Origin of the sequence: Mesorhizobium sp. M0174 (assembly GCF_040322275.1) — a bacterium.
Classification (GTDB): Bacteria; Pseudomonadota; Alphaproteobacteria; order Rhizobiales; family Rhizobiaceae; genus Mesorhizobium.
The window spans coordinates 24,361-43,661 of the sequence record NZ_JAMYTB010000027.1; the positions used below are offsets into that span (position 1 = coordinate 24,361).

General features: G+C 63.3%; 17 protein-coding genes. 9 read left to right on the forward strand and 8 right to left on the reverse strand.

Translation table 11 applies throughout. From position 1 onward, the window contains the following. Window positions 1–105: 105 nt before the first annotated feature. The 7 genes from NKJ13_RS28315 (at window position 106) to NKJ13_RS28345 (ending at window position 6,347) form a co-directional block, all read left to right on the forward strand. Window positions 106–888 (forward strand): N-acyl amino acid synthase FeeM domain-containing protein, encoded by a 783-nt coding sequence (locus NKJ13_RS28315; protein WP_352480090.1) that lies wholly within the window; start codon window positions 106–108, stop codon window positions 886–888. Between the two features lie 116 nt (window positions 889–1,004). Further along, complete coding sequence (locus NKJ13_RS28320; protein WP_352480107.1) at window positions 1,005–1,154, forward strand: DUF3096 domain-containing protein; 150 nt, start codon at window positions 1,005–1,007, stop codon at window positions 1,152–1,154. A 173-nt stretch (window positions 1,155–1,327) separates the two neighbouring features. Then, entirely contained in the window at window positions 1,328–1,552 is a 225-nt protein-coding gene (locus NKJ13_RS28325; RefSeq protein WP_254816044.1) for an aa3-type cytochrome c oxidase subunit IV, read from the forward strand. 81 nt (window positions 1,553–1,633) lie between these two features. Next, entirely contained in the window at window positions 1,634–2,908 is a 1,275-nt protein-coding gene (locus NKJ13_RS28330; RefSeq protein WP_352686627.1) for a Re/Si-specific NAD(P)(+) transhydrogenase subunit alpha, read from the forward strand. Next, window positions 2,908–3,330 carry an NAD(P) transhydrogenase subunit alpha part 2 gene (locus NKJ13_RS28335; protein WP_302893582.1) on the forward strand — a complete coding sequence of 141 codons (423 nt, stop codon included), beginning with the start codon at window positions 2,908–2,910 and terminating at the stop codon, window positions 3,328–3,330. The genes NKJ13_RS28330 and NKJ13_RS28335 overlap by 1 nt, the downstream gene beginning before the upstream one ends. A 6-nt stretch (window positions 3,331–3,336) precedes the next feature. After that, window positions 3,337–4,734, forward strand: a complete 1,398-nt coding sequence (locus tag NKJ13_RS28340; RefSeq protein ID WP_352480092.1) for an NAD(P)(+) transhydrogenase (Re/Si-specific) subunit beta — start codon at window positions 3,337–3,339, stop codon at window positions 4,732–4,734. A 92-nt stretch (window positions 4,735–4,826) separates the two neighbouring features. Continuing rightward, a complete protein-coding gene (locus NKJ13_RS28345) occupies window positions 4,827–6,347 on the forward strand; it encodes a hypothetical protein (RefSeq protein ID WP_352505879.1) in 1,521 nt (506 codons plus the stop codon). A gap of 95 nt (window positions 6,348–6,442) precedes the next feature. Here the strand turns inward: NKJ13_RS28345 and NKJ13_RS28350 are convergent, their stop codons facing one another. The 4 genes from NKJ13_RS28350 to NKJ13_RS28365 all read right to left on the reverse strand — a co-directional run bounded on the left by NKJ13_RS28350 (window position 6,443) and on the right by NKJ13_RS28365 (window position 13,518). Further along, window positions 6,443–7,360: a hypothetical protein gene (locus NKJ13_RS28350; RefSeq protein ID WP_352480094.1), complete on the reverse strand. Its 918-nt coding sequence runs from the start codon at window positions 7,358–7,360 to the stop codon at window positions 6,443–6,445. A 245-nt stretch (window positions 7,361–7,605) separates the two neighbouring features. Continuing rightward, window positions 7,606–10,077 (reverse strand): DNA topoisomerase (ATP-hydrolyzing) subunit B, encoded by a 2,472-nt coding sequence (gene gyrB, locus NKJ13_RS28355; protein WP_352740501.1) that lies wholly within the window; start codon window positions 10,075–10,077, stop codon window positions 7,606–7,608. Window positions 10,078–10,223: 146 nt separating this feature from the next. Further along, the gene (locus NKJ13_RS28360) at window positions 10,224–12,890 is read right to left on the reverse strand and encodes a caspase family protein (RefSeq protein WP_352740503.1); all 2,667 of its coding nucleotides are present in this window, start codon (window positions 12,888–12,890) and stop codon (window positions 10,224–10,226) included. A 58-nt stretch (window positions 12,891–12,948) separates the two neighbouring features. Further along, window positions 12,949–13,518, reverse strand: coding sequence for an NADPH-dependent FMN reductase (locus NKJ13_RS28365; protein ID WP_352740505.1), 570 nt, complete (start codon window positions 13,516–13,518; stop codon window positions 12,949–12,951). Window positions 13,519–13,703: 185 nt separating this feature from the next. On the opposite strand from NKJ13_RS28365, the gene NKJ13_RS28370 reads away from it, so the two are divergent. Beyond that, window positions 13,704–15,077, forward strand: a complete 1,374-nt coding sequence (locus tag NKJ13_RS28370; RefSeq protein WP_352740507.1) for a cytochrome P450 — start codon at window positions 13,704–13,706, stop codon at window positions 15,075–15,077. A gap of 21 nt (window positions 15,078–15,098) precedes the next feature. Here NKJ13_RS28370 and NKJ13_RS28375 read toward each other — a convergent pair whose 3' ends face one another. Continuing rightward, window positions 15,099–16,073, reverse strand: coding sequence for a complex I NDUFA9 subunit family protein (locus NKJ13_RS28375; protein WP_352700878.1), 975 nt, complete (start codon window positions 16,071–16,073; stop codon window positions 15,099–15,101). A gap of 243 nt (window positions 16,074–16,316) precedes the next feature. Here NKJ13_RS28375 and NKJ13_RS28380 point away from each other — a divergent pair, with 243 nt between their 5' ends. Beyond that, window positions 16,317–16,586, forward strand: coding sequence for a hypothetical protein (locus tag NKJ13_RS28380; protein ID WP_352505873.1), 270 nt, complete (start codon window positions 16,317–16,319; stop codon window positions 16,584–16,586). 54 nt (window positions 16,587–16,640) lie between these two features. Here the strand turns inward: NKJ13_RS28380 and NKJ13_RS28385 are convergent, their stop codons facing one another. Genes NKJ13_RS28385 through NKJ13_RS28395 form a run of 3 tightly spaced genes read right to left on the reverse strand, consistent with a single transcriptional unit; the run spans window position 16,641 to window position 19,216 of the window. Next, a complete protein-coding gene (locus NKJ13_RS28385) occupies window positions 16,641–17,642 on the reverse strand; it encodes an Ldh family oxidoreductase (RefSeq protein ID WP_352686637.1) in 1,002 nt (333 codons plus the stop codon). Window positions 17,643–17,675: 33 nt separating this feature from the next. Next, complete coding sequence (locus NKJ13_RS28390) at window positions 17,676–18,485, reverse strand: ABC transporter permease (RefSeq protein ID WP_352778977.1); 810 nt, start codon at window positions 18,483–18,485, stop codon at window positions 17,676–17,678. Beyond that, window positions 18,485–19,216, reverse strand: coding sequence for an ABC transporter permease (locus NKJ13_RS28395; protein ID WP_254816058.1), 732 nt, complete (start codon window positions 19,214–19,216; stop codon window positions 18,485–18,487). The genes NKJ13_RS28390 and NKJ13_RS28395 overlap by 1 nt, the downstream gene beginning before the upstream one ends. Window positions 19,217–19,301: the final 85 nt, after the last annotated feature.

Below are 19,301 nucleotides of genomic sequence, written 5' to 3' on the forward strand. Positions count from 1 at the left end.
TTAACCTTAACGGGCGGTAAACGACCTCCTACTTATTTTCATCTTTACATCTCATGACCCGTCCGTAGTGTCGGCTGGTGGCGGCAATCGCGGGGAATAGAGTTCATGTGTGCCCAGTTGAGTTCGCTCGGCCATGCGGCGGGCGCTGGTGGGAAAGATGCGTCCGAGACCATGTCCAGCTTCGCGCAACATGTCTATGCGCTGCTTGACCGGACGGAGTACCGACGCTGTGAAAGCGGCGAGGACTTCGAAAGCATTTACAGGCTGCGCTACAATTCCTATCGGATGAACGATCTGGTGCCCGAGAATGCGTCCCGTCAGGTCCATGACGAGTTTGACGAACTGCCCAATTGCCATACGTTTGGAATCTACATCGAGGGGCGGCTGGTCAGCACGATGCGCCTGCATGACGTGTCTGCTGATAACGCCACATCACCAGCGCTCAGCGTATACAAGGACTTGTTGATGCCGCGTCTGGCGGCCGGCGAAGTCTTTATCGACCCGAGCCGTTTTGCCGTGGACGCCGAATGGTCACGGCTTTACCCTCAGATCCCGTATGTGACGCTGCGCCTTGCCGGCATGGCGTGCTTCCATTTCGGCGCGCCTTATTGCATATCCATGATCCGTGAGGACCATGCGGCTTTCTACAAGCGCATCTATCGGGCGCGACCGATCGGTGATGCGCGGCCCTATGCCGGCGTGATCAACTGTTTTGCGCTGCTTTATCAGGCCGATGTCCTGGCGATCAAGAATGAAACCTACGCTCGCTTTCCGTTCTTCCGTTCGACGCCGATGGAGCAGCGCATGTTGTTCGATAAGCCCGGCGCCGGCGAACTCGCGCCGCTGACCATCCTGCCCACCGCCAAGTATTTTCGCGAAGCCGCCTGAACGAGCCCATGGAGCCTTCCGATCGCTTCGGCGTTCTGGGCAAGGGTGTTGGTAGGTCGGCATGGCCGACATCCATCACGCACCGCTTCGATAGCGATCCGATCAAAGGAACCGATATGACCATTTCCACGCTCGCCCTTACCCCGCTTATCTCGCTGATTGCAGGCGTGCTGATCCTGGTGATCCCGCGGCTACTCAATTATATCGTCGCCCTTTATCTGATCGTTGTCGGCCTGCTCGGTCTGTTCCCGCATCTCGCCGGCTAACGACATCGGCAATAGCGGACCTGCCATCCATTAGGATTGGTATCGCCGCGCTCCGCGCAGCGATTTCAAGTTTTGCTTGAGATTGTTGGCTGCGGCGATGCGGCAATAGCGCCATTGCCCTTAACGCGGCTTTTCGCTATGTGCCTGAAAGATGTCTTCGAAGGGGTATTCCAATGGCTGAACATACGCCGACCGGTCCTGTCGAACTGGGCGCGAAGATGGACTATGCCGAGCACGACCGCACCTATGCCGGCTTTGTGATGCTGGCCAAATATGGGTCGCTATTTTGCGCCGCCGTGCTTCTTGCCATGGCGTTCGGCTTCTTTGTGGGCGGCTTCTTCTCGGCGACTATCCTGTTCGTGCTGATCCTGGCCATCGGCGCCTTTATTCTCCGATAACTCCTCCAACCTTTGTCGAAGGCGCCGCCGCGGACGGTCGGTGTCTTGCGGTAACAGGGTTCCGGCCGAAAGGATCGTGCGGTGGGACAGACGGTTTTCATCCCTCGTGAGCTCGACGCAAACGAGCCTCGCGTCGCGGCCTCGCCCGATACGGTGAAGCGGCTGGCAGCGCTGGGTTTCGACGTAACCGTGGAAACCGGCGCCGGCACGGCGTCGCGCATTCCCGACGAGGAGTTTGCCAAGGCGGGCGCCGCGATCGGCAAAGCCGGCGATGCTGCCAAGGCCGACGTGGTGCTAAAGGTGCGCCGCCCCATGGACGTCGAGCTGAAGGGCTACAAGTCCGGCGCCGCCGTCATCGCCATCATGGATCCCTATGGCAACGATGCTGCCGTCGCAGCCCTTGCCAGGGCCGGTGTTACTGCCTTCTCCATGGAGTTCATGCCGCGCATCACCCGGGCGCAATCGATGGACGTTCTATCCAGCCAGGCCAACCTCGCCGGCTACCAGGCGGTGATCGATGCGGCTGCCGAATATGACCGGGCGTTGCCGATGATGATGACGGCGGCTGGCACGGTGCCGGCTGCGAAGGCGTTCGTCATGGGCGTCGGCGTCGCCGGTCTGCAGGCCATCGCCACCGCGCGCCGCCTCGGCGCCGTGGTCACCGCCACCGACGTGCGCCCGGCCGCCAAGGAGCAGGTCGCCTCGCTCGGCGCAAAATTCCTGGCCGTCGAGGACGAGGAGTTCAAGGCGGCCGAGACGGCTGGCGGCTACGCCAAGGAAATGTCGAAGGAGTACCAGGCCAAGCAGGCGGCGCTGACCGCCGAGCACATCGCCAAGCAGGACATCGTCATCACCACGGCGCTGATCCCCGGCCGGCCAGCGCCGAAGCTGGTTTCGGCGGCGATGGTCGCGTCGATGAAACCCGGCTCCGTGATCGTCGACCTCGCGGTCGAGCGCGGCGGCAATGTCGAGGGCGCCGTGCCCGGGAAGGTGGTGACCACCGCCAACGGGGTAAAGATCGTCGGCCATCTCAACGTTCCCGGTCGCGTCGCCGCCTCGGCCTCGCTTCTCTATGCCAGGAACCTCTATGCCTTCCTTGAGACGCTGGTCGATAAGGCGACGAAGACGCTTGCCATCAACCGCGACGACGAGCTGGTCAAGGCAACCATGCTGACCGATGCCGGCAAGGTCGTGCATCCCGCGTTCGTCAGGGCTGAACAGGAGCCACCAAAGGGCCAACATGTCGAACCACCGGCCATTCCGGCGAGGACGATGGTTGCCGAGGCTTCGGCGAAGCCGGCTGCGAAGAGACCAGCCGCTTCGAGGAAGCCCAAGACCACCGGAGGGATCGCGTGATGGATCAGACTCTGCAGAAAGCCCTCGACCAGCTCGACCAGGCGACAGCTGCCGTGCGGCTCGCGGTTCAGAACCTAGCCGCCGCGCCCGGCACCGAAGCGGCGGGTGACGCCGCTCACGCGCTGTCCGGCGGTGCCATCGATCCCTTCGTCTTCCGCTTCGCCATCTTCGTGCTGGCGATCTTCGTCGGCTACTACGTCGTCTGGTCGGTGACGCCGGCGCTGCACACGCCATTGATGGCCGTCACCAACGCCATTTCCTCCGTCATCGTAGTCGGCGCGTTGCTGGCCGTCGGCATCTCGGCCTCGGGCATCGCCACCGGCTTCGGCTTCGTTGCGCTGATGCTGGTATCGGTCAACATCTTCGGCGGCTTCCTCGTCACCCAGCGCATGCTGGCTATGTACAAGAAGAAGGAAAAGTAGGCCGCTATGAACGCCAACTTCGCTTCCTTCCTCTATCTGGTCTCCGGCATCCTGTTCATCCTGGCATTGCGCGGCCTGTCGCATCCGACCACCAGCCGCCAGGGCAACATGTACGGCATGATCGGTATGGGCATTGCCATCGCCACGACGCTGGCTCTGGCCACCCCTTCCGCCGGCCGCTTCGCGCTGATCGTGCTCGGGCTGCTGATCGGCGGCTCGGTCGGTGCGGTCACGGCACGGCGCATCGCCATGACCTCGATGCCGCAGCTGGTCGCCGCCTTTCACTCGCTGGTCGGTCTTGCTGCGGTCATGGTGGCGGCCGCCGCCATCTATGCACCGGAAAGCTTCGGCATCGGCACCGTCGCCGATATTCATGCCCAGGCGCTGATCGAGATGAGCCTCGGCGTTGCCATCGGCGCCATCACTTTCACCGGCTCGGTCATCGCTTTCTTGAAGCTCGACGGCCGCATGTCGGGCAAGCCGATCATGATCGGTGGCCGCCACTTCATCAACGCGGCCCTGGGCATTGCGCTGATCGTGCTGATCGTGCTGCTCGTCACCACCGAGTCCAAGCTGGTGTTCTGGCTGATCGTTGCCGGCTCGCTGGTGCTGGGCGTCCTTCTCATCATCCCGATCGGCGGCGCCGATATGCCGGTGGTGGTGTCGATGCTGAATTCCTATTCCGGCTGGGCCGCCGCCGCACTCGGTTTCACGCTCGGCAATCTGGCGCTGATCATCACCGGCGCTCTGGTCGGTTCATCGGGCGCCATCCTGTCCTACATCATGTGCAAAGGCATGAACCGGAGCTTCATCTCGGTCATCCTCGGTGGCTTCGGCGGCGAGACATCAGCCATTGCCAACGACGGCATCGAGCGCACGGTCAAGCAGGGCTCGGCCGAGGATGCCGCCTATCTGATGATGAATGCGCAAAAGGTCATCATCGTGCCGGGCTACGGCATGGCCGTCGCCCAGGCGCAGCACGCGCTGCGCGAGATGGCCGACAAGCTCAAGGCCAACGGCGTCGACGTCAAATACGCCATCCACCCCGTCGCCGGCCGCATGCCCGGCCACATGAACGTGCTCTTGGCCGAAGCCAACGTGCCTTATGACGAAGTGTTCGAGTTGGAGGACATCAACTCTGAGTTCGCGCAGGCCGACGTCGCCTATGTCATCGGCGCCAACGACGTCACCAATCCCTCGGCTCGTGACGACAAGTCCTCACCGATCTACGGCATGCCGATCCTCGACGTCGACAAGGCGCGCACTTGCCTGTTCGTCAAGCGCTCGCTTGGCTCCGGCTATGCCGGCATCGACAACACGCTGTTCTACAAGGACGGCACCATGATGCTGCTCGGCGACGCCAAGAAGATGACCGAGGAGATCGTCAAGGCCATGGATCACTGAAAAGGCCTCATTGCCAATTCACTGCCGATCGTCGAATACAGCTCGGCTCCGCGCCGGGCTTTTTCTTGGCTGTTACCGGTTCTGAAGCTACGATGCCGACCCGTCGTCTTGCAAACGGCGTCATCGTGGAGGTGCTGGTGCCCGACCCTGGTTCTGCTGCATCGCCGGCCGCCGATCTGACCGCAGCAGAGAAGGCGCCACGCAAGCGCAGCCAGGCGGTAGTGGTCGTGCACGGCATGGGCGAGCAGCGGCCCATGGACACGTTGAGGGAGTTTGTCCAGGCCGTATGGAGCCACGATCCGGCCCGTGCACCGTTCTATGCCCATGTCGCCGATCCGGCCGACCCGATGGGTGCGAAGATCAACCAGAGCTGGATCACGCCCGACAGCCGGACCAATTCGCACGAACTCCGCCGGATCACCACGCCCTATGATGTCGATGGCCGCCGCACCGATTTCTACGAGCTTTACTGGGCCGACATCACCCAGGGCACGACCCGAAGCCGCCTTGCTGCCTGGGTGACGACCCTGCTCTGGCGCAAGCCCGTCGATATTCCGCGCGATGTGCGCAAACTCTACGTCGTCACGCTTTTGGCCACCATCGTCGTCCTCGGCGCGGCGCTGGCGCTCGCAACGTCGACCTGGCAAGGCTACATCTCCTGGACGACCGGTGTGCTTGTCACGGTTCTGGCGTCGTTCGTCATCTGGTCGGTGGACCAGTTTGGCTTGCCTTATTTCGGCGACGTCGCCGCCTATGTGCGGGCCGAAGCGGCAACGGTCGAGAAACGGGCGCTGGTCCGCGAGCGTGGCCTCAAGCTGCTGAAGCGTCTCATGATGGACGATGCCTATGATCGCATCGTGCTGGTCTCGCACAGCCTCGGGTCGATCATCGCCTATGATCTGTTGCAGATCTTGTGGGCTGATTTCAGGCCTAGAAAGCTGGAAGCCATTCGCGACAAAGCGCGGCTGAAGGCGATCCACGCCGTCGACAAGGCGACGCTGGCCGCCGATGCCTCCGCCTGGCCCGACAGCCTCAATGATCTCCCCGCATTCCGGCGCCACCAATGGGAGCTCTACCGGCAGCTTCGCGTCGGCGACGCCGATCATCCGCTGCCGTGGAAGATCAGCGATTTCGTCACGCTCGGCAGTCCGCTGACCCACAGCGAGTTCCTGGTGACCTACAACCTCGCCGAATTCAGGCGCGGCATCGCCGAGCGCCTGTTTTCGGCATGCCCGCCGATCGCCGACAGGGCGGCGGGCGGGACCATGCTCTACCAGGAAGGGCGCAGCCATTCCGGCAAGCCGCAGCGGGCGGTGCATCATGGCGCGGTGTTTGCCGCAACGCGCTGGACCAATATTTTCGACAGGGGCAATGGCTGGCTGACCGGCGACCCGATCTCAGGGCGGATGACGGAAAACTTCGGTCCCGGCGTGGAAAACATCCAGGTCGAGCTGCGCGGCTCGCTTGGCCGCGTCTTCACGCACAGGCTCTATTGGTCGCTGACGGCGAGCGGCGTCGAAGTCAATGCGCCGGTCGGCGCACGGCCGCGCTCGCACCTTGCCGTGCTGCGCGATGCGGTCGATCTCGGCCGCAAACTGGAAGCTGAGCTGTAGGCGGTGAGCACGACAATGCCGCGGCGGCACTTCAAGGCAAGGGTCCGCTTCGGGCGTAATCTTCCCGAAGCGGACCGAGTTCGCCTAGTCACCGATCAACGATTGGTCAGGAAAATTGCTTCCTCGTCGTCGCGCTGCCTGCCGCCAAGTGCTGCGGCCGCACTGGCAATGAAGGCGCCGATGACCAGCGACAGCGCGCCAATCAGCGAGAAGGTGGCGCCTGCCTTTCTGGCGGTGTCGGCCGCCTGCTGCGCCTTGACCTTGGCCTCCTGCGCTCTGGCGATTACTGCATCGACGCGAGCGGTGGCATCCGCTTCGGACAGGCCTGTGCGGGCGGCCACCAGCCGCGACAGATAGGTCTTGTCGTCGGCCGATATTTCGCCTGCTGCGGCACTCGCGATCAGAATGCGCGATGCCTGCGCCGATGCCGCGGCGTCGCTCTCCGGATTGGCGGCAGCGAGCCTTGCCGGATCGGCCGGGCGAAACAGCGTATCGACGAAATACGACGTGGCGTCGTTAGTCGAGGCGCCACCAGCGTTTGCGGCAGCACCTGCCGAAGCGCCCATTGCCGCGCCCGATGCCACAGTCGAAGCAGCCTGGACACCGCTGCCTATTGCGGCCGAAAGCGCCGTGCCGAGCACGCCGGCGACGAGCAACGTCGCCAGCGCCCAGGCCAGGAAACCGTGAGCGGTATCGCGGAAGAAGACTTCATCGGTGTGGATGCCGACCCATTTGGTGCGCAGGCGTCCGGCGAGGTAGCCGCCCAGCGCCGACGACAACCACTGCACGACGATCAGCCAGACGGCAGTGGAAACTGCGAAAGTGGTGACTGACGCACCCGAGCCGGACCATGGCGACACCATGCTCAGCCCAAGCCCGGAGCCGAGCAGCATCAAGATGAAGGTAAGCGTCGACGCAGCAAAGGCGCCGGCGACGATTGGCCCCCAGCTGACAGCGGGGGAAGCGGATTCCGTCGGTGCGGAAACGTCGGCAGTCGTTAGGGTGGACGGCATCGAAGCCCCCTACCTTGCAAACAGCATGATCAGAATAATGATCGGAATCGGGACTCCGAGAAGCCAGAGCAAAATGCCACGTCCCATGGATGCCTCCTGCGGCGATTGTGATCAACTACAATGCCTTGAAAGCCTTTCCGTTCCGGCGGTCCTGCTGATCTCTGTTGCTTGCAACAGTCGGCATCGGTGCGCCAAGGCGCACCAATGCACTTCATGCCTGCTGGCTGGGTATCTGAGATCGTGGCTCAGATGTCCAGATTGGCGACCGACAGCGCGTTTTCCTGGATGAATTCGCGCCTGGGCTCGACCTCGTCGCCCATCAGCCGCGAAAACAAGCTGTCCGCATCCGTTGCGTCATTGACCTTGACCTGCAAGAGCGAGCGCACATTCGGGTCAAGCGTCGTTTCCCAGAGCTGCTCGGCGTTCATTTCGCCAAGGCCCTTGTAGCGCTGCATGGTGAGGCCCTTGCGGCCGGTGGCAAACACGGCATTGAGCAGTGCCAGCGGCCCCGAAATGGTTTCCGAGACATCCTTGCGGCGCAGCACCGGCGGCTCGCCATAGATTTCCGCCAGACGCGGCGCATAGCGGTCGAGCTGGCGTGCGTCGGCGGAATTGATCAGCGCCAGGTCGAGATGTGCGAACTCCTTGACGCTGCGCACCGTTCGCTCGAAGACATAGCCGCCAATGCCCTCGTTCGAGGTCGACATGCGGCCGATCCAGCCGCGCTCGGTGTCCTCGGCGATAATGTCGAGACGGCGGGCAACACGCTCGGCCGTCTCATTGGCGCGGCCGAGGTCGGTGAAGATCTCCGGGTTGAGCGCGCCGGCAATCGCTGCCTGCTCGACCACGCCTCTGTTATAGCGGGTGTGCAATCCGTTGATGAGCTGGCGGACAGCCAAGGCGTCGTCGATGGCACTGCGCAGGTCCTGCCCGGCCCGCACCTCGCCCGTGCTGAGCGCAAGCGACGCTTCTTCCAGCCCGGAGCCGATCAGGAATTCCTCGAAGGCGGCTTCGTCCTTGATGTATTGCGAGCTCTTCCCGCGCGTCACCTTATAGAGCGGCGGCTGCGCGATGTAGAGATGACCGCGTTCGATCAGTTCCGGCATCTGGCGAAAGAAGAAGGTCAGCAGCAAGGTGCGGATGTGGGCGCCGTCGACATCGGCGTCGGTCATCAGGATGATCTTGTGGTATCGCAGCTTGTCGGCATTGAACTCGTCCTTGCCGATCGAGGTGCCGAGCGCAGTGATCAGCGTGCCGATCATGTCGGAGCCGAGCATACGGTCGAAGCGGGCGCGCTCGACATTGAGGATCTTGCCGCGCAGCGGAAGAATGGCCTGGTTCTGGCGCGAACGGCCGCCCTTGGCCGAGCCGCCGGCGCTGTCGCCCTCGACGATGAAGATCTCCGATTTTGCCGGATCGCGCTCCTGGCAATCGGCCAGCTTGCCGGGCAGCGAGGTGACGCCGAGCGAACTCTTGCGGGTAATGTCGCGTGCCTTGCGCGCGGCTTCACGCGCGGCCGCGGCCTGGATGACCTTCTCGATGACCGCCTTGCCCTCGGTCGGGTGCTCCTCCAGCCAGGTGCCGAGCGCTTCGTTGACCAGCCCTTCGACCACCGGACGGACCTCGGACGACACCAGCTTGTCCTTGGTCTGCGAGGAGAATTTCGGGTCGGGAACCTTGACTGACAGCACCGCCGTCAGCCCTTCACGGCAATCGTCGCCGATCAGCGCCACCTTTTCCTTCTTGGTCAGGCCCGAAGAGTCGCCATAGCCGGTTATCTGGCGTGTCAGCGCACCGCGAAAGCCTGCCAGATGCGTGCCGCCGTCGCGTTGCGGGATGTTATTGGTGAAGGCCAGCACGTTCTCGTGGTAGCTGTCGTTCCACCACATGGCGACTTCGACCGTGATGCCGTCGCGCTCGGCGCGGATCGATATCGGCTTGTCGAGCAACGGCTTTTTCGTCCGGTCGAGATATCGGACGAACTCTTCGAGGCCGCCATCGTAGTGCAATTCATGGCGCACGATGTCGGCATGGCGGGCATCGGTCAAAACGATGCGCACGCCGGAGTTCAGGAAGGCGAGTTCGCGCAGCCGATGCTCCAGCGTACCGTAGTCGAATTCGACCATGGTGAAGGTTTCGGACGACGGCAAAAACGTGATTTCGCTGCCGCTGCGGCCTTCATAGGTGCCGGGGACCTTGTCTTGTTCATAACTGCCGGTGACGCGCAGCGGCGCGTCGGCATTGCCATGCGTGAAGCTCATCTCGTAGATCTGGCCGTTGCGGCGGATCTTCAGTTTCAGCCAGGCCGACAGCGCGTTGACGACCGACACGCCGACGCCGTGCAGGCCGCCCGACACCTTGTAGGAGTTCTGGTCGAACTTGCCGCCTGCATGCAGCTGCGTCATGATCACTTCGGCCGCCGAAATGCCTTCGCCGGTGTGGATATCGGTCGGAATGCCGCGGCCATTGTCGATGACCGTCACCGATCCGTCCGGATTGAGCGTCACCGTCACCAGGTCGGCATGGCCGGCCAGGGCTTCGTCGATGGCGTTGTCGACGACTTCATAGACCATGTGGTGTAGGCCCGAGCCATCGTCGGTATCGCCGATATACATGCCCGGCCGCTTGCGAACGGCATCCAAGCCCTTCAAAACCTTGATGGAATCGGCGCCGTACTCGGCTTCAACGCCGTTGGCGATGTCGGTCTGTTCGCTCATGAAAACCTGTCTGATTGATGCCGTGTGCAGAGCGCGAAAAATCGGCTTCGAATCGCGCATTTCTAATGTCGTAGATATAGGCGCAAAAGGCGGTTTTTCCAAGGTTTGCAGGCATTTCCGGACGGAATGACGGTCGCGTCGGCCGGCTACTGGCGCTTGGCTTCGATCCTGGCCAGCCGCTGACGCAGGAACTTGATCATGAATTTGTATCGCGGCGCCAACCGCCCGCTTCGGTCGAGCTCGAGCGTCATGTCGAGCGCCTTGGAAAGCACGGCTTTCGGATTCTTAGCGACTTGCGCGTAGTCGATATAGGCGACCACCAGGTCGCGCTGCCAGGTGGCGTTGTTCGGATCGGACCGGGCAAGTTTCTCGCGAATGGCCAGGCTGTCCTGAAAGGCTTGCCGGGCTCCGCTGACGTCGCGCTGCTTTAGGCGCAGGGTGGCGACTTCGGACAGCGTTATCGACAAGTCCCGCTGCCAGTCGGAATTGGCGGGATCGAGCTTGGCCAGCCGCTGTGCAATCGCGTAGCTGTCCAGATAGGCTTTCAGCGCGCCTTTGTGGTCGCGCTGTATCGCCAGGACGCCGGCGACTTTCTCGAGGCAGACGGATAGGTCGCGCTGCCATTCGGTGTTGTTCGGGTCGCCGACGGCGAGCGCGCTGGCCTGCGAAAGTGCCTCACGATAAGCCGAAAGTGCCGCCGGCCAATTCTGCTGGTCGCTCAGCGCATTGCCGATCTTGGCGTTGCCGACCGACAGGTCGCGTTTCAGCTCGGTGTCGCCCGGATCGCGTTTCGCCAGGTGCTTGACGATCGCGAGGCCTTCCCTGTAAGCCGCCAGCGCCCCGGCGGCGTCGCCGCGTTCGCGCAGCAGGTCGCCTATCGTATCGTGGCTGACCGAGACGTCACGCTGCCGGTCGGCGTCTCCCGGTTTGTCCGCCGCCAGCGCCAGCCGCACCTTCAGGCTCTCTTCATAGGCCGCCTGTGCGTTGTCCAGTTGGCCTGCGACATGGGCAAGGTGACCGATCTCATCGTAGGTGATGGTCAGGTCGCGCTGCAGTTCGGCACGGTCGGGCTCTCCGGCGGCGAGCTGTTTCTTGATCGACAGACTTTCCTGGTAGACCTCTGCGGCGCCGGCCAGATCGCCTTGCGTCGCCAATACGTTGCCGATCTTGTCATTGGCCATGGCGAGGTCGCCGAACCACTCCAGATTGTCCGGTTCTGCCTCGGTCAGGCCCTGCAGAATGGTCTTGGCGGTCTCATAATTCTGCAGCGCTGTCGGCAGATTGCCTTGCGCCATCCGCACATTGCCGAGCTTGACGTGGCTGACGGCGAAGTCGCGCTTCACGTTGGGATCGGTTTCATGATGCAACCGCCGTTCGAGATCGGCTTGCAGCGCCTCGAAGGCGCGGCCGGCCGCCTCGATATTGCCGACCGTGGTATAGAGCTTGCCGAGTTCGTCCAGCGTGCGGATCAAGCGGTCGGCATCGTCGAGCGACAGCACCACCTGTCCGGCTTCGCCATAAAGCGCGAGCACGGACTCGTAGTCCCTGATGGCTGTGGCGTAGTCGAGGTCGGCGCGCGCCGCCCCGCCGGACAGATAGCGCGTTGCGGCCTCGGAGAGCGTGCGGCTGACGAAATTGGCCTTCAAAGCGTTCCGAGAGACATTATCGATCTCGGCTGCCTCGGCGAGCTTTTTACGCGCCGCATCGAACGCTCCCAGCGAAAGCTGCTCTTCGGCCTGCCGGCGCAACGCTGCCACCCGCAGATCGTCGGATCCAAGCGTCTGCATTTCGCTCCGCACCTTGACGAAGGCGTCGGCTGCCTCACGCAGCCTGGCGTTCAGACTGTCGGCGGAGAGGTGGCCGGAATCGGAACTGATCAACGCGCCATAGAGCGGTGCCAGCGGCATGTCGGCGTCGCTGGCGATCTTCTCCACCTCGCCGCGCATCTGAGGCGTCACCTCAGCCATAGCGAGCAACAGGCGTTCGCGCTCGGGCAGTTTCTCCTTGGCTGTCGTGGCAAAGAACAGCTGCGGCAGGCCGCTCTCGACATAGGGCAATTGCTTGCCGCGCGAGAGGTCGTAGACCTCCTGCTGCACGAGCGTCAGCACGGAGCGGATCTCGAGTCCATCGGTGCCGAGATATTTCGTCAACGCCGCAGTGAACGGCGAATTCTGGCCGGTCCCATCCGCGGCGGTCTCGCCGGGCGCCGCCGAGAAGGCAAACAGAATGTTTTCTGCCCGCCCGACGCGGCCAAGACCCGGCCGGACCTTGACGCCGACCTCTTTTGCAAGCGCCGTTGCGCCGCGGCCTTCGCCGCCCGTAGCCGCAAACGGATCGCTGCGGCAGGCATCGAGCACGATCAGTCCGACCTTGCTGGTGGCGGCGACGGTCGTGCGGATCTCCTCCAGCGGCAGGCTGGTCTTTTCCAGTGCGTCGAGCGACGACGCGTCTGCATCGACCGGCAGGAGCCGATTCTCGCCGGCGATCTCGACCCCGTGGCCGGAAAAGAACACCAGTACCACGTCGGCGCCTTTGGCATCCTCGCGGAAATCGTCGAGCGCCCGGCGCATGCGCCGCAGGTCGCGGTTGGTTTCGAGGAAGACCTCAAAGCCGAGCTTCCTCAGCACCGTTTCCATCACCTCGCCGTCGTTGACGGGATTGGCGAGCGGCCGGATCAGCCGGTAGTCGTTCTCGGCGATGACCAGCGCAACGCGCCGCTCCGCCACGGCAGCGGAGGCCGTCGAGAGGATCAGCAGTAAGGCAAACAGAAGACGCAAATCGAACCGCCCCGGCCCGGTCGTTTGCCGGAGCATTCCATCTCTTTATGGCATGAGCAAGTTATGGCATCGGCAAGCTCGGCCGTTCGCGTTGTCAGCCGATCCGCATCGGCTTCAGCGCTTCGCTCCAGCGGAACAGCTCGTCCAGCATGGTCCTGGCCCCGCCGAGCACCTGCTCGCTGGGCAGGAAGGCGCCGGTCTCGTCGAGCAGCTTCTGGTACATCGGCAGCGCCACGCCCTCCGGGATCGGCATGACGCCGACGGAGGTCAGCAACGGTTTGACCGCCTGCGCCGCACGCAAGCCGCCGGAGACACCGCCGTAGCTGAGGATGGCGGCCGGCTTGTATCGCCATTCCCTGAGCAGGTAGTCGACCGCGTTGATGATCGCGGGGGCGGCGAAATAATTGTATTCCGGCGCTACGAAGACGAATGCGTCGGCGGCGTCGATTGCTTTCGACCAGGCTTTCGTGTGGCTGTTTTCGTATTTGCCGAGTCTCGGATGGTGCGGCTCGTCCAGCACCGGCAGGTTGAAGGCGGCGATATCGGTGAGCAATGGCTCGAATTTGCCGTGTTCGCGCGCAAAGCTTTCCAGCCACTTTGCGAAAATCGGTCCAGCGCGGCCCGGCCGCGTGCTGCCGATGATGACGTTCAACTGGTGCTTCAAGGCGGGGCTCCTGCCGGTTTCTGACATCTGTGGTGCTGCCACCTAAGACACGCAGCCGGACACAGCAAGCAGGCACTTTCCGGTGCCCGGGTCACATTCCAGAGAGCGGATGCATCACCTTGTCGTCCGCTCACATGGACGCCTGCCTTGCCCGCCACTACATTGAGGTGTCAGCGGAGCAAGTCATGGACAGTCAGCCCGTCCCCTTCGTCCCGCCGGCGCCGAAGCCGCGCACCGCGCCGCCCTCGACGCTGGAGATGATCCGCATCGTCTACCGCAATCCGCTCGAACTGTGGGGCGAGCCGACCTACAACGAGCCCTGGATTTCGGTGACCGGCATCGGCGGGCCGCTGGTCATCGCCAACGACCCCGGTCTCATTCGCCACGTGCTGGTCGATAACGCCAAGAACTACAAGATGGCGACGGTTCGCCAGTTGATCCTGCGGCCGATCCTGCGCGACGGCTTGCTGACCGCCGAGGGCGAGGTGTGGAGGCGTTCACGCAAGGCGATGGCGCCGGTGTTCACGCCGCGCCATATCTTCGGTTTTGCCGAGCCGATGCTGAGGCGCACGCGGGAGTTCGTCACGCGCTACGAGGGCGGCGGCACGTTCGACATCGCGCACAACATGACGCTGCTCACCTTCGACATCCTGGCCGAGACACTGTTTTCGGGCGAGATATCGGGCGAGCCCGGCAGCTTCGCCAAGGAGATCGATCGCCTGTTCGAGACGATGGGCCGGGTCGATCCGCTCGACCTTTTGCGTGCGCCCGACTGGCTGCCGCGCCTGACCCGCATCCGCGGCCGCAAGACCATGGCCTACTTCCGCAAGATCGTCACCGACACGGTGCAGATGCGCGAGGCGCGGTTGAGGCGTGCTCCGGACACGGTGCCGCAGGATTTTCTCACGCTGCTGTTGCGGGCGGAGGGACCGGGCGGGCTAACCCGGTCCGAGGTCGAGGACAACATCATCACCTTCATCGGCGCTGGCCACGAGACTACGGCCAGGGCCCTCGGCTGGACGCTCTACTGCCTTGCCGAAGCGCCGTGGGAGCGCGAAAAGATCGAGCACGAGATCGATGCGGTGCTGGCGCGTGAGCCCGACCCGACGAAATGGCTCGACGCCATGCCGCTGACACGCGCCGCCTTCGACGAGGCGCTCAGGCTCTATCCGCCGGCGCCGTCGATCAACCGCGAACCGATCGAGCCCGAAACCTGGAACGGCCTCTACATACCGCGGCGTGCCGCGGTGCTGGTGATGCCGTGGGTCGTCCACCGCCATCGGAAATTGTGGGACCGGCCGGACGCTTTCATGCCGGAACGCTTCCATCCGGGGAATCGCGAAAAGATCGACCGTTTCCAGTATTTGCCGTTCGGCGCCGGGCCTCGCGTCTGCATCGGCGCCAGCTTCGCCGTGCAGGAGGCAATCATCGCGTTGGCGATCATGCTTTCGCGCTATCGTTTCGATACCACCGCGCAAACCCGACCCTGGCCGGTGCAGAAGCTGACGACGCAGCCGCAAGGCGGGCTGCCGATGCAGGTCACCAGGCGCGCGCCGTAGGCAACCGGACGTCCGTTCGTGTTATACGGCGGACTTGCGCTGGAACTGGCCGGCGGCGCGGTAGCGCCAGAGATAGCTTGGCAGGATGGTTCCGATCGAACGCGGCTGGATACCGAGGCCGGCAAGCGTCCTGTTGTCCTTGACGGCGTCATCCGACACGACATTGTGCTGGCGCAACAGCAGGACCTGGTCCTTGGTCAACAATGGATTGGGCAGCAGCCCGAGAATTGATGCCTGGAGGTTCGCCAGCCACCATGGCACGGGCAGCAAAAAACGCTTGCGTTCGATGATGACAAGCAGCTCTTGCATGCACTCCCTGAAGGTAAGCACCTGCGGCCCGCCGAGTTCATAGATCCGGCCGCCTTGGACCTTGCCGTCGACCGAGTGCGCCACCGCCTCGGCGACGTCGCCGACATAGACCGGCTGGAATTTCGTCTGCCCGCCGCCGATCAGCGGCAGCACTGGGGAAAAGCGGGCCATGTTGGCAAAGCGGTTGAAGAAACCGTCCTCCGGCCCGAAATTGATCGATGGCCGCAAGATCACGGCGTCTTGGACCGTCTCAAGAACGGCCTTTTCGCCGAGCGCCTTGGTACGCGCGTAGTCCGATTGCGCGTGGAGGTCCGCTCCCAGAGCCGATATGTGGGTGAGGCCGGCGCCGACGGCGCGCGCCGCTTCGGCAATAGCGCGCGCGCCGAACTCGTGGACGGCAGTAAATTTCTGCCGGCCGGCCTCATGTGCGATCGCCACCAGATTGACGACATGGTCGGCGCCTTGCACGGCGCGGTCGACCGACCAGCGCACCCGGACATTGGCCTGCACCGGCTGGATCTGCCCGACATTGCCAAGCGGTTGCAAATGACCGGCGAGATCGGGCCGGCGGCAGGCAACCCGGATGCGGTAGCCGCGCTTGGCCAGCGCCCGCACGACATGACGACCGACAAAGCCGGAGCCGCCGAAAACGACGACGAGCTTTGGGGTCTGAAGGATTTCGGTCATGGCTGGCTCCGGCGGGCTATCCAGATGGCTTGATTGAAGCCGTTTCATAGTCGGTTTCGCGCCAAAGGCAAAGGGCGACCATAGGTCGCCCGGCACTGTTGAAGCATGATTTTCCGGATCCGTTCGAAATGGCAGAAAACGCCGTCGAGGCCCGGCTTTACGGCAACTCCATTAGGAACAGGAACCTTTGTTCGCTAGGCGATTTTAGATGTATGGTTTGATTCCGAATGGAGGATATTGCCGATGACGACAAAACGCGTTGCGATCTTCGCTCTGGCTTTCGTAACAGGCTGCAGCATTGGTGCCCCGGCATTCGCGGCAAACCGGCATCACCAAGCGCAACCCGAACGCTACGTTCCCGCCAACGGCGACATCATCGACATTCTGTTCGGTGGCCCGCGCTACTATGACAACCCCCTGTTCACGACGGCCGCCGAACCCTGCTCCTACAACAGGGTAGGACCGGACGCGAATGCGGTGAACGTCATCAACGATCATCATTGCGGGAAGTAGGCTCGCGCTCCCGGATCGGCCGGCCTCTGCCGCTCATCGTACAAACGAATTTCTTTAGGACGAATAGCGCGCGGCGAATTCGGAAATGCGTTGCACCACGGCTTTCGGCGCGCTTATGCCGCGCGCCGCCGCCTTCTCTGCCGCTTCTGCCCGGGCACGCCCCGGCACATGCACGCCATAGCGCCGCCGCAACCTGTCGAGTTGGTCCTTCATCCGTTTCTCGAAGTTCGGATCGAGCAGCTTGGGCTCGACGGCGAGCACGAACAGGCCGGTCCCCGGACTGTCCGGCCCGCCGCTGAACCATGGCGCATCGAGCGACCAGTTGGCGCCCGACAGGCCCGCAGCCAGCACCTCGACCATCAGCGCGATGTTGGCGCCGCGCTGGCCGCCGAAGGCAAGCATGGCGCCTTTCATGGCGGCTGCCGGGTCCGTGGTTGGATTGCCGCTGGCGTCCAGTGCCCAGCCTTCGGGGATCTTCTTGCCGTCCTCGGCCGCCTTGCGGATGTTGACGAAGGCAGTGGCGCTCGACGACTGGTCGATGACCAGCGGCGCCCCGTCCGTGGTGGGTGCGGCAAAGGACATCGGGTTGGTGCAGTAGACCGGCTTGACCGAGCCCGAGCCGGCAAGCACGGCCGGGCCGTTGGTGGCGGCGAACGACACCAATCCCTGCGCGGCCAGCCGTCCGGTGAAATAGCCGAGCGCGCCGCAGGTATAAGCATTCTTCTGCGAAAAGATGGCGACGCCGAACAGCCGCGCCGCCTTGGCGAGGTCATCGATCGTGCGGTCGAAACCGGTATGCGCTAAGCCGCCGCGCGCATCGGAAAGATAGACCGCGAGCGCCGGCCTGGTGATCACCGGATCGGCGTTGCCGTCAATACGGCCGGCTTCCAGTGCTTCGAGATAATCGATGAAGTGCGACAGTCCGACTGTCGACAGTCCTTCAGCCTCGGCCGCGACGATCGAGGCAGCCAGCGACTGCGCCGCCTCTTCGTTGGCGCCGGCGCCAAGTGCGGCCATCCGGCACAGCCCTGTCGCCTGGTCGAGACTGAGTTGCATGGCAGCTGCCCTGAATTCGCGACTTTAACAGCTTTAGCCTAGCTTGCTCGGGATCCGCGCCTCGAGCCTGCGGAAACCGAACACCAGGATACCGGTGATGGACATATAGACCAACGCCAGAAGCAGCAAGGGTTCGTAGGTGATGAATAGATCCTGGCGCACCCGCGAAGCTACGGCATAGATGTCGACCATAGTTATCGTTGCCACCAGCGGTGTCGCTTTCAGCTGGAGAACAGTTTCACCCGCCAGCGTCGGCAGTGCCCGGCTGATCGCCTGCGGGAGCCATATGCGCCTGAAGATTTTCCAACGGCTCATGCCGAAAGCGCGGGCCGCTTCGAGTTGGCCAAGCGGTACCCCGGCGAAGGCGCCACGCATTACTTCGCCTTCATAGCCGGTATACGAGATCGTCAGAGAAAGAACGGCGTAGGGCCATGCCTGCCTTAGAATGGGCCAGAGGAACGACTCGCGTATCCAAGGAAATTGCGGAAACAGCGAACCCAGTCCGTAGTAGAGCAGCCAGAGCTGGAGCAGCAGCGGCGTGCCGCGAATAATCGTGCAGAACACCTTGGCCGGCGCACTCAAGATCGGCGGGCCGATCACCTGCGCAAGGCCGAGGGGAATGGCCAGCGCGATGCCCAGCACCGACGTTACCACGAGCAGCCAGATGGTCCGCCATATGCCTTGCAAAGCCAGCGGCAGATAGGCGGGCAGCCAATCCCAGCGCATGAGGAAAATCGATGCCACTACGACAACCAGCGCGATCAGGATCAGCGCTATGCGGTGCGGCTGCACCCACAGCGAGGCCCGTGCGGCGGCGTCAATGACCGGAGTTTCGGCGGCCATCAATGCGATCCCGCGATCGAGGGCATGCCGCGTCGTGCCCAGCGCTCAACGCGCCCGATAGCGATGTTGGAGACGAGGGTCAGGACGAGATAGAGCGCGCCCGCCGCCATGAAGAAGGTGAAATAAGCCTTCGTCGCGCCGGCTGCTGTCCGTGTGGTTTGGGTCAGTTCATTGACGCCGACGATCGCGAGAAGCGCGGTGTCCTTGGTGGCGATCAGCCACAGATTTGCCAACCCCGGAATGGCGAAGGGCAGCATCGCCGGCAGCGTTATGCGCCTGAGAAGCAGGCCGGGAGGCATTCCATACGCCCGGGCGGCTTCGATCTGGCCTTGCGGAATGGCGCGGATCGCGCCGCGCAAGACTTCGGTGGAGTAGGCGCCCTGCACGACCCCGAGCACACCTATGCCGGCCACAACCCCGTTGATATCGATCGCGGCATAGCCGAGCGCGGTAAGCAACTGGTTGATGAGGTCGGTACCAGCGAAATAAAGCAGCAGGATCAGGACCAGCTCGGGCACGGCGCGGACCACTGTGGTGTAGACTTCCAGCAGGTCACGGACCACCGGCCCGCCATAGAGCTTGCCATAGGCGCCGCCGACGCCGATCACAAGACCGACCCCAAAGGAACCGAAGGCAATTCCGACCGAGTTTGCCAGCCCGTGCAGAAGGTTGAGACCCCTGCCGTTCGGCGGTTCGAAGGACAGCAATTCCAGCGAACTGGCTCCGAACATGGTGGCGAGAACGTCGCTCAGCTTATGTCCCCCTGGACTTCCGGGTTGAGGCGCCAATGATGTATCAAGCCGGACGTGCCATCGC

Excerpts from the sequence above, each read along its gene's own strand:
- NKJ13_RS28315 (WP_352480090.1), top strand. The coding sequence starts at position 106 with ATGTGTGCCCAGTTGAGTTCGCTCGGCCATGCGGCGGGCGCTGGTGGG.
- NKJ13_RS28320 (WP_352480107.1), top strand. The coding sequence starts at position 1,005 with ATGACCATTTCCACGCTCGCCCTTACCCCGCTTATCTCGCTGATTGCA.
- NKJ13_RS28325 (WP_254816044.1), top strand. The coding sequence starts at position 1,328 with ATGGCTGAACATACGCCGACCGGTCCTGTCGAACTGGGCGCGAAGATG.
- NKJ13_RS28335 (WP_302893582.1), top strand. The coding sequence starts at position 2,908 with ATGGATCAGACTCTGCAGAAAGCCCTCGACCAGCTCGACCAGGCGACA.
- NKJ13_RS28340 (WP_352480092.1), top strand. The coding sequence starts at position 3,337 with ATGAACGCCAACTTCGCTTCCTTCCTCTATCTGGTCTCCGGCATCCTG.
- NKJ13_RS28345 (WP_352505879.1), top strand. The coding sequence starts at position 4,827 with ATGCCGACCCGTCGTCTTGCAAACGGCGTCATCGTGGAGGTGCTGGTG.
- NKJ13_RS28350 (WP_352480094.1), bottom strand. The coding sequence starts at position 7,360 with ATGCCGTCCACCCTAACGACTGCCGACGTTTCCGCACCGACGGAATCC.
- gyrB (WP_352740501.1), bottom strand. The coding sequence starts at position 10,077 with ATGAGCGAACAGACCGACATCGCCAACGGCGTTGAAGCCGAGTACGGC.
- NKJ13_RS28360 (WP_352740503.1), bottom strand. The coding sequence starts at position 12,890 with ATGCTCCGGCAAACGACCGGGCCGGGGCGGTTCGATTTGCGTCTTCTG.
- NKJ13_RS28370 (WP_352740507.1), top strand. The coding sequence starts at position 13,704 with ATGGACAGTCAGCCCGTCCCCTTCGTCCCGCCGGCGCCGAAGCCGCGC.
- NKJ13_RS28375 (WP_352700878.1), bottom strand. The coding sequence starts at position 16,073 with ATGACCGAAATCCTTCAGACCCCAAAGCTCGTCGTCGTTTTCGGCGGC.
- NKJ13_RS28380 (WP_352505873.1), top strand. The coding sequence starts at position 16,317 with ATGACGACAAAACGCGTTGCGATCTTCGCTCTGGCTTTCGTAACAGGC.
- NKJ13_RS28385 (WP_352686637.1), bottom strand. The coding sequence starts at position 17,642 with ATGCAACTCAGTCTCGACCAGGCGACAGGGCTGTGCCGGATGGCCGCA.
- NKJ13_RS28390 (WP_352778977.1), bottom strand. The coding sequence starts at position 18,485 with ATGGCCGCCGAAACTCCGGTCATTGACGCCGCCGCACGGGCCTCGCTG.
- NKJ13_RS28395 (WP_254816058.1), bottom strand. The coding sequence starts at position 19,216 with ATGTTCGGAGCCAGTTCGCTGGAATTGCTGTCCTTCGAACCGCCGAAC.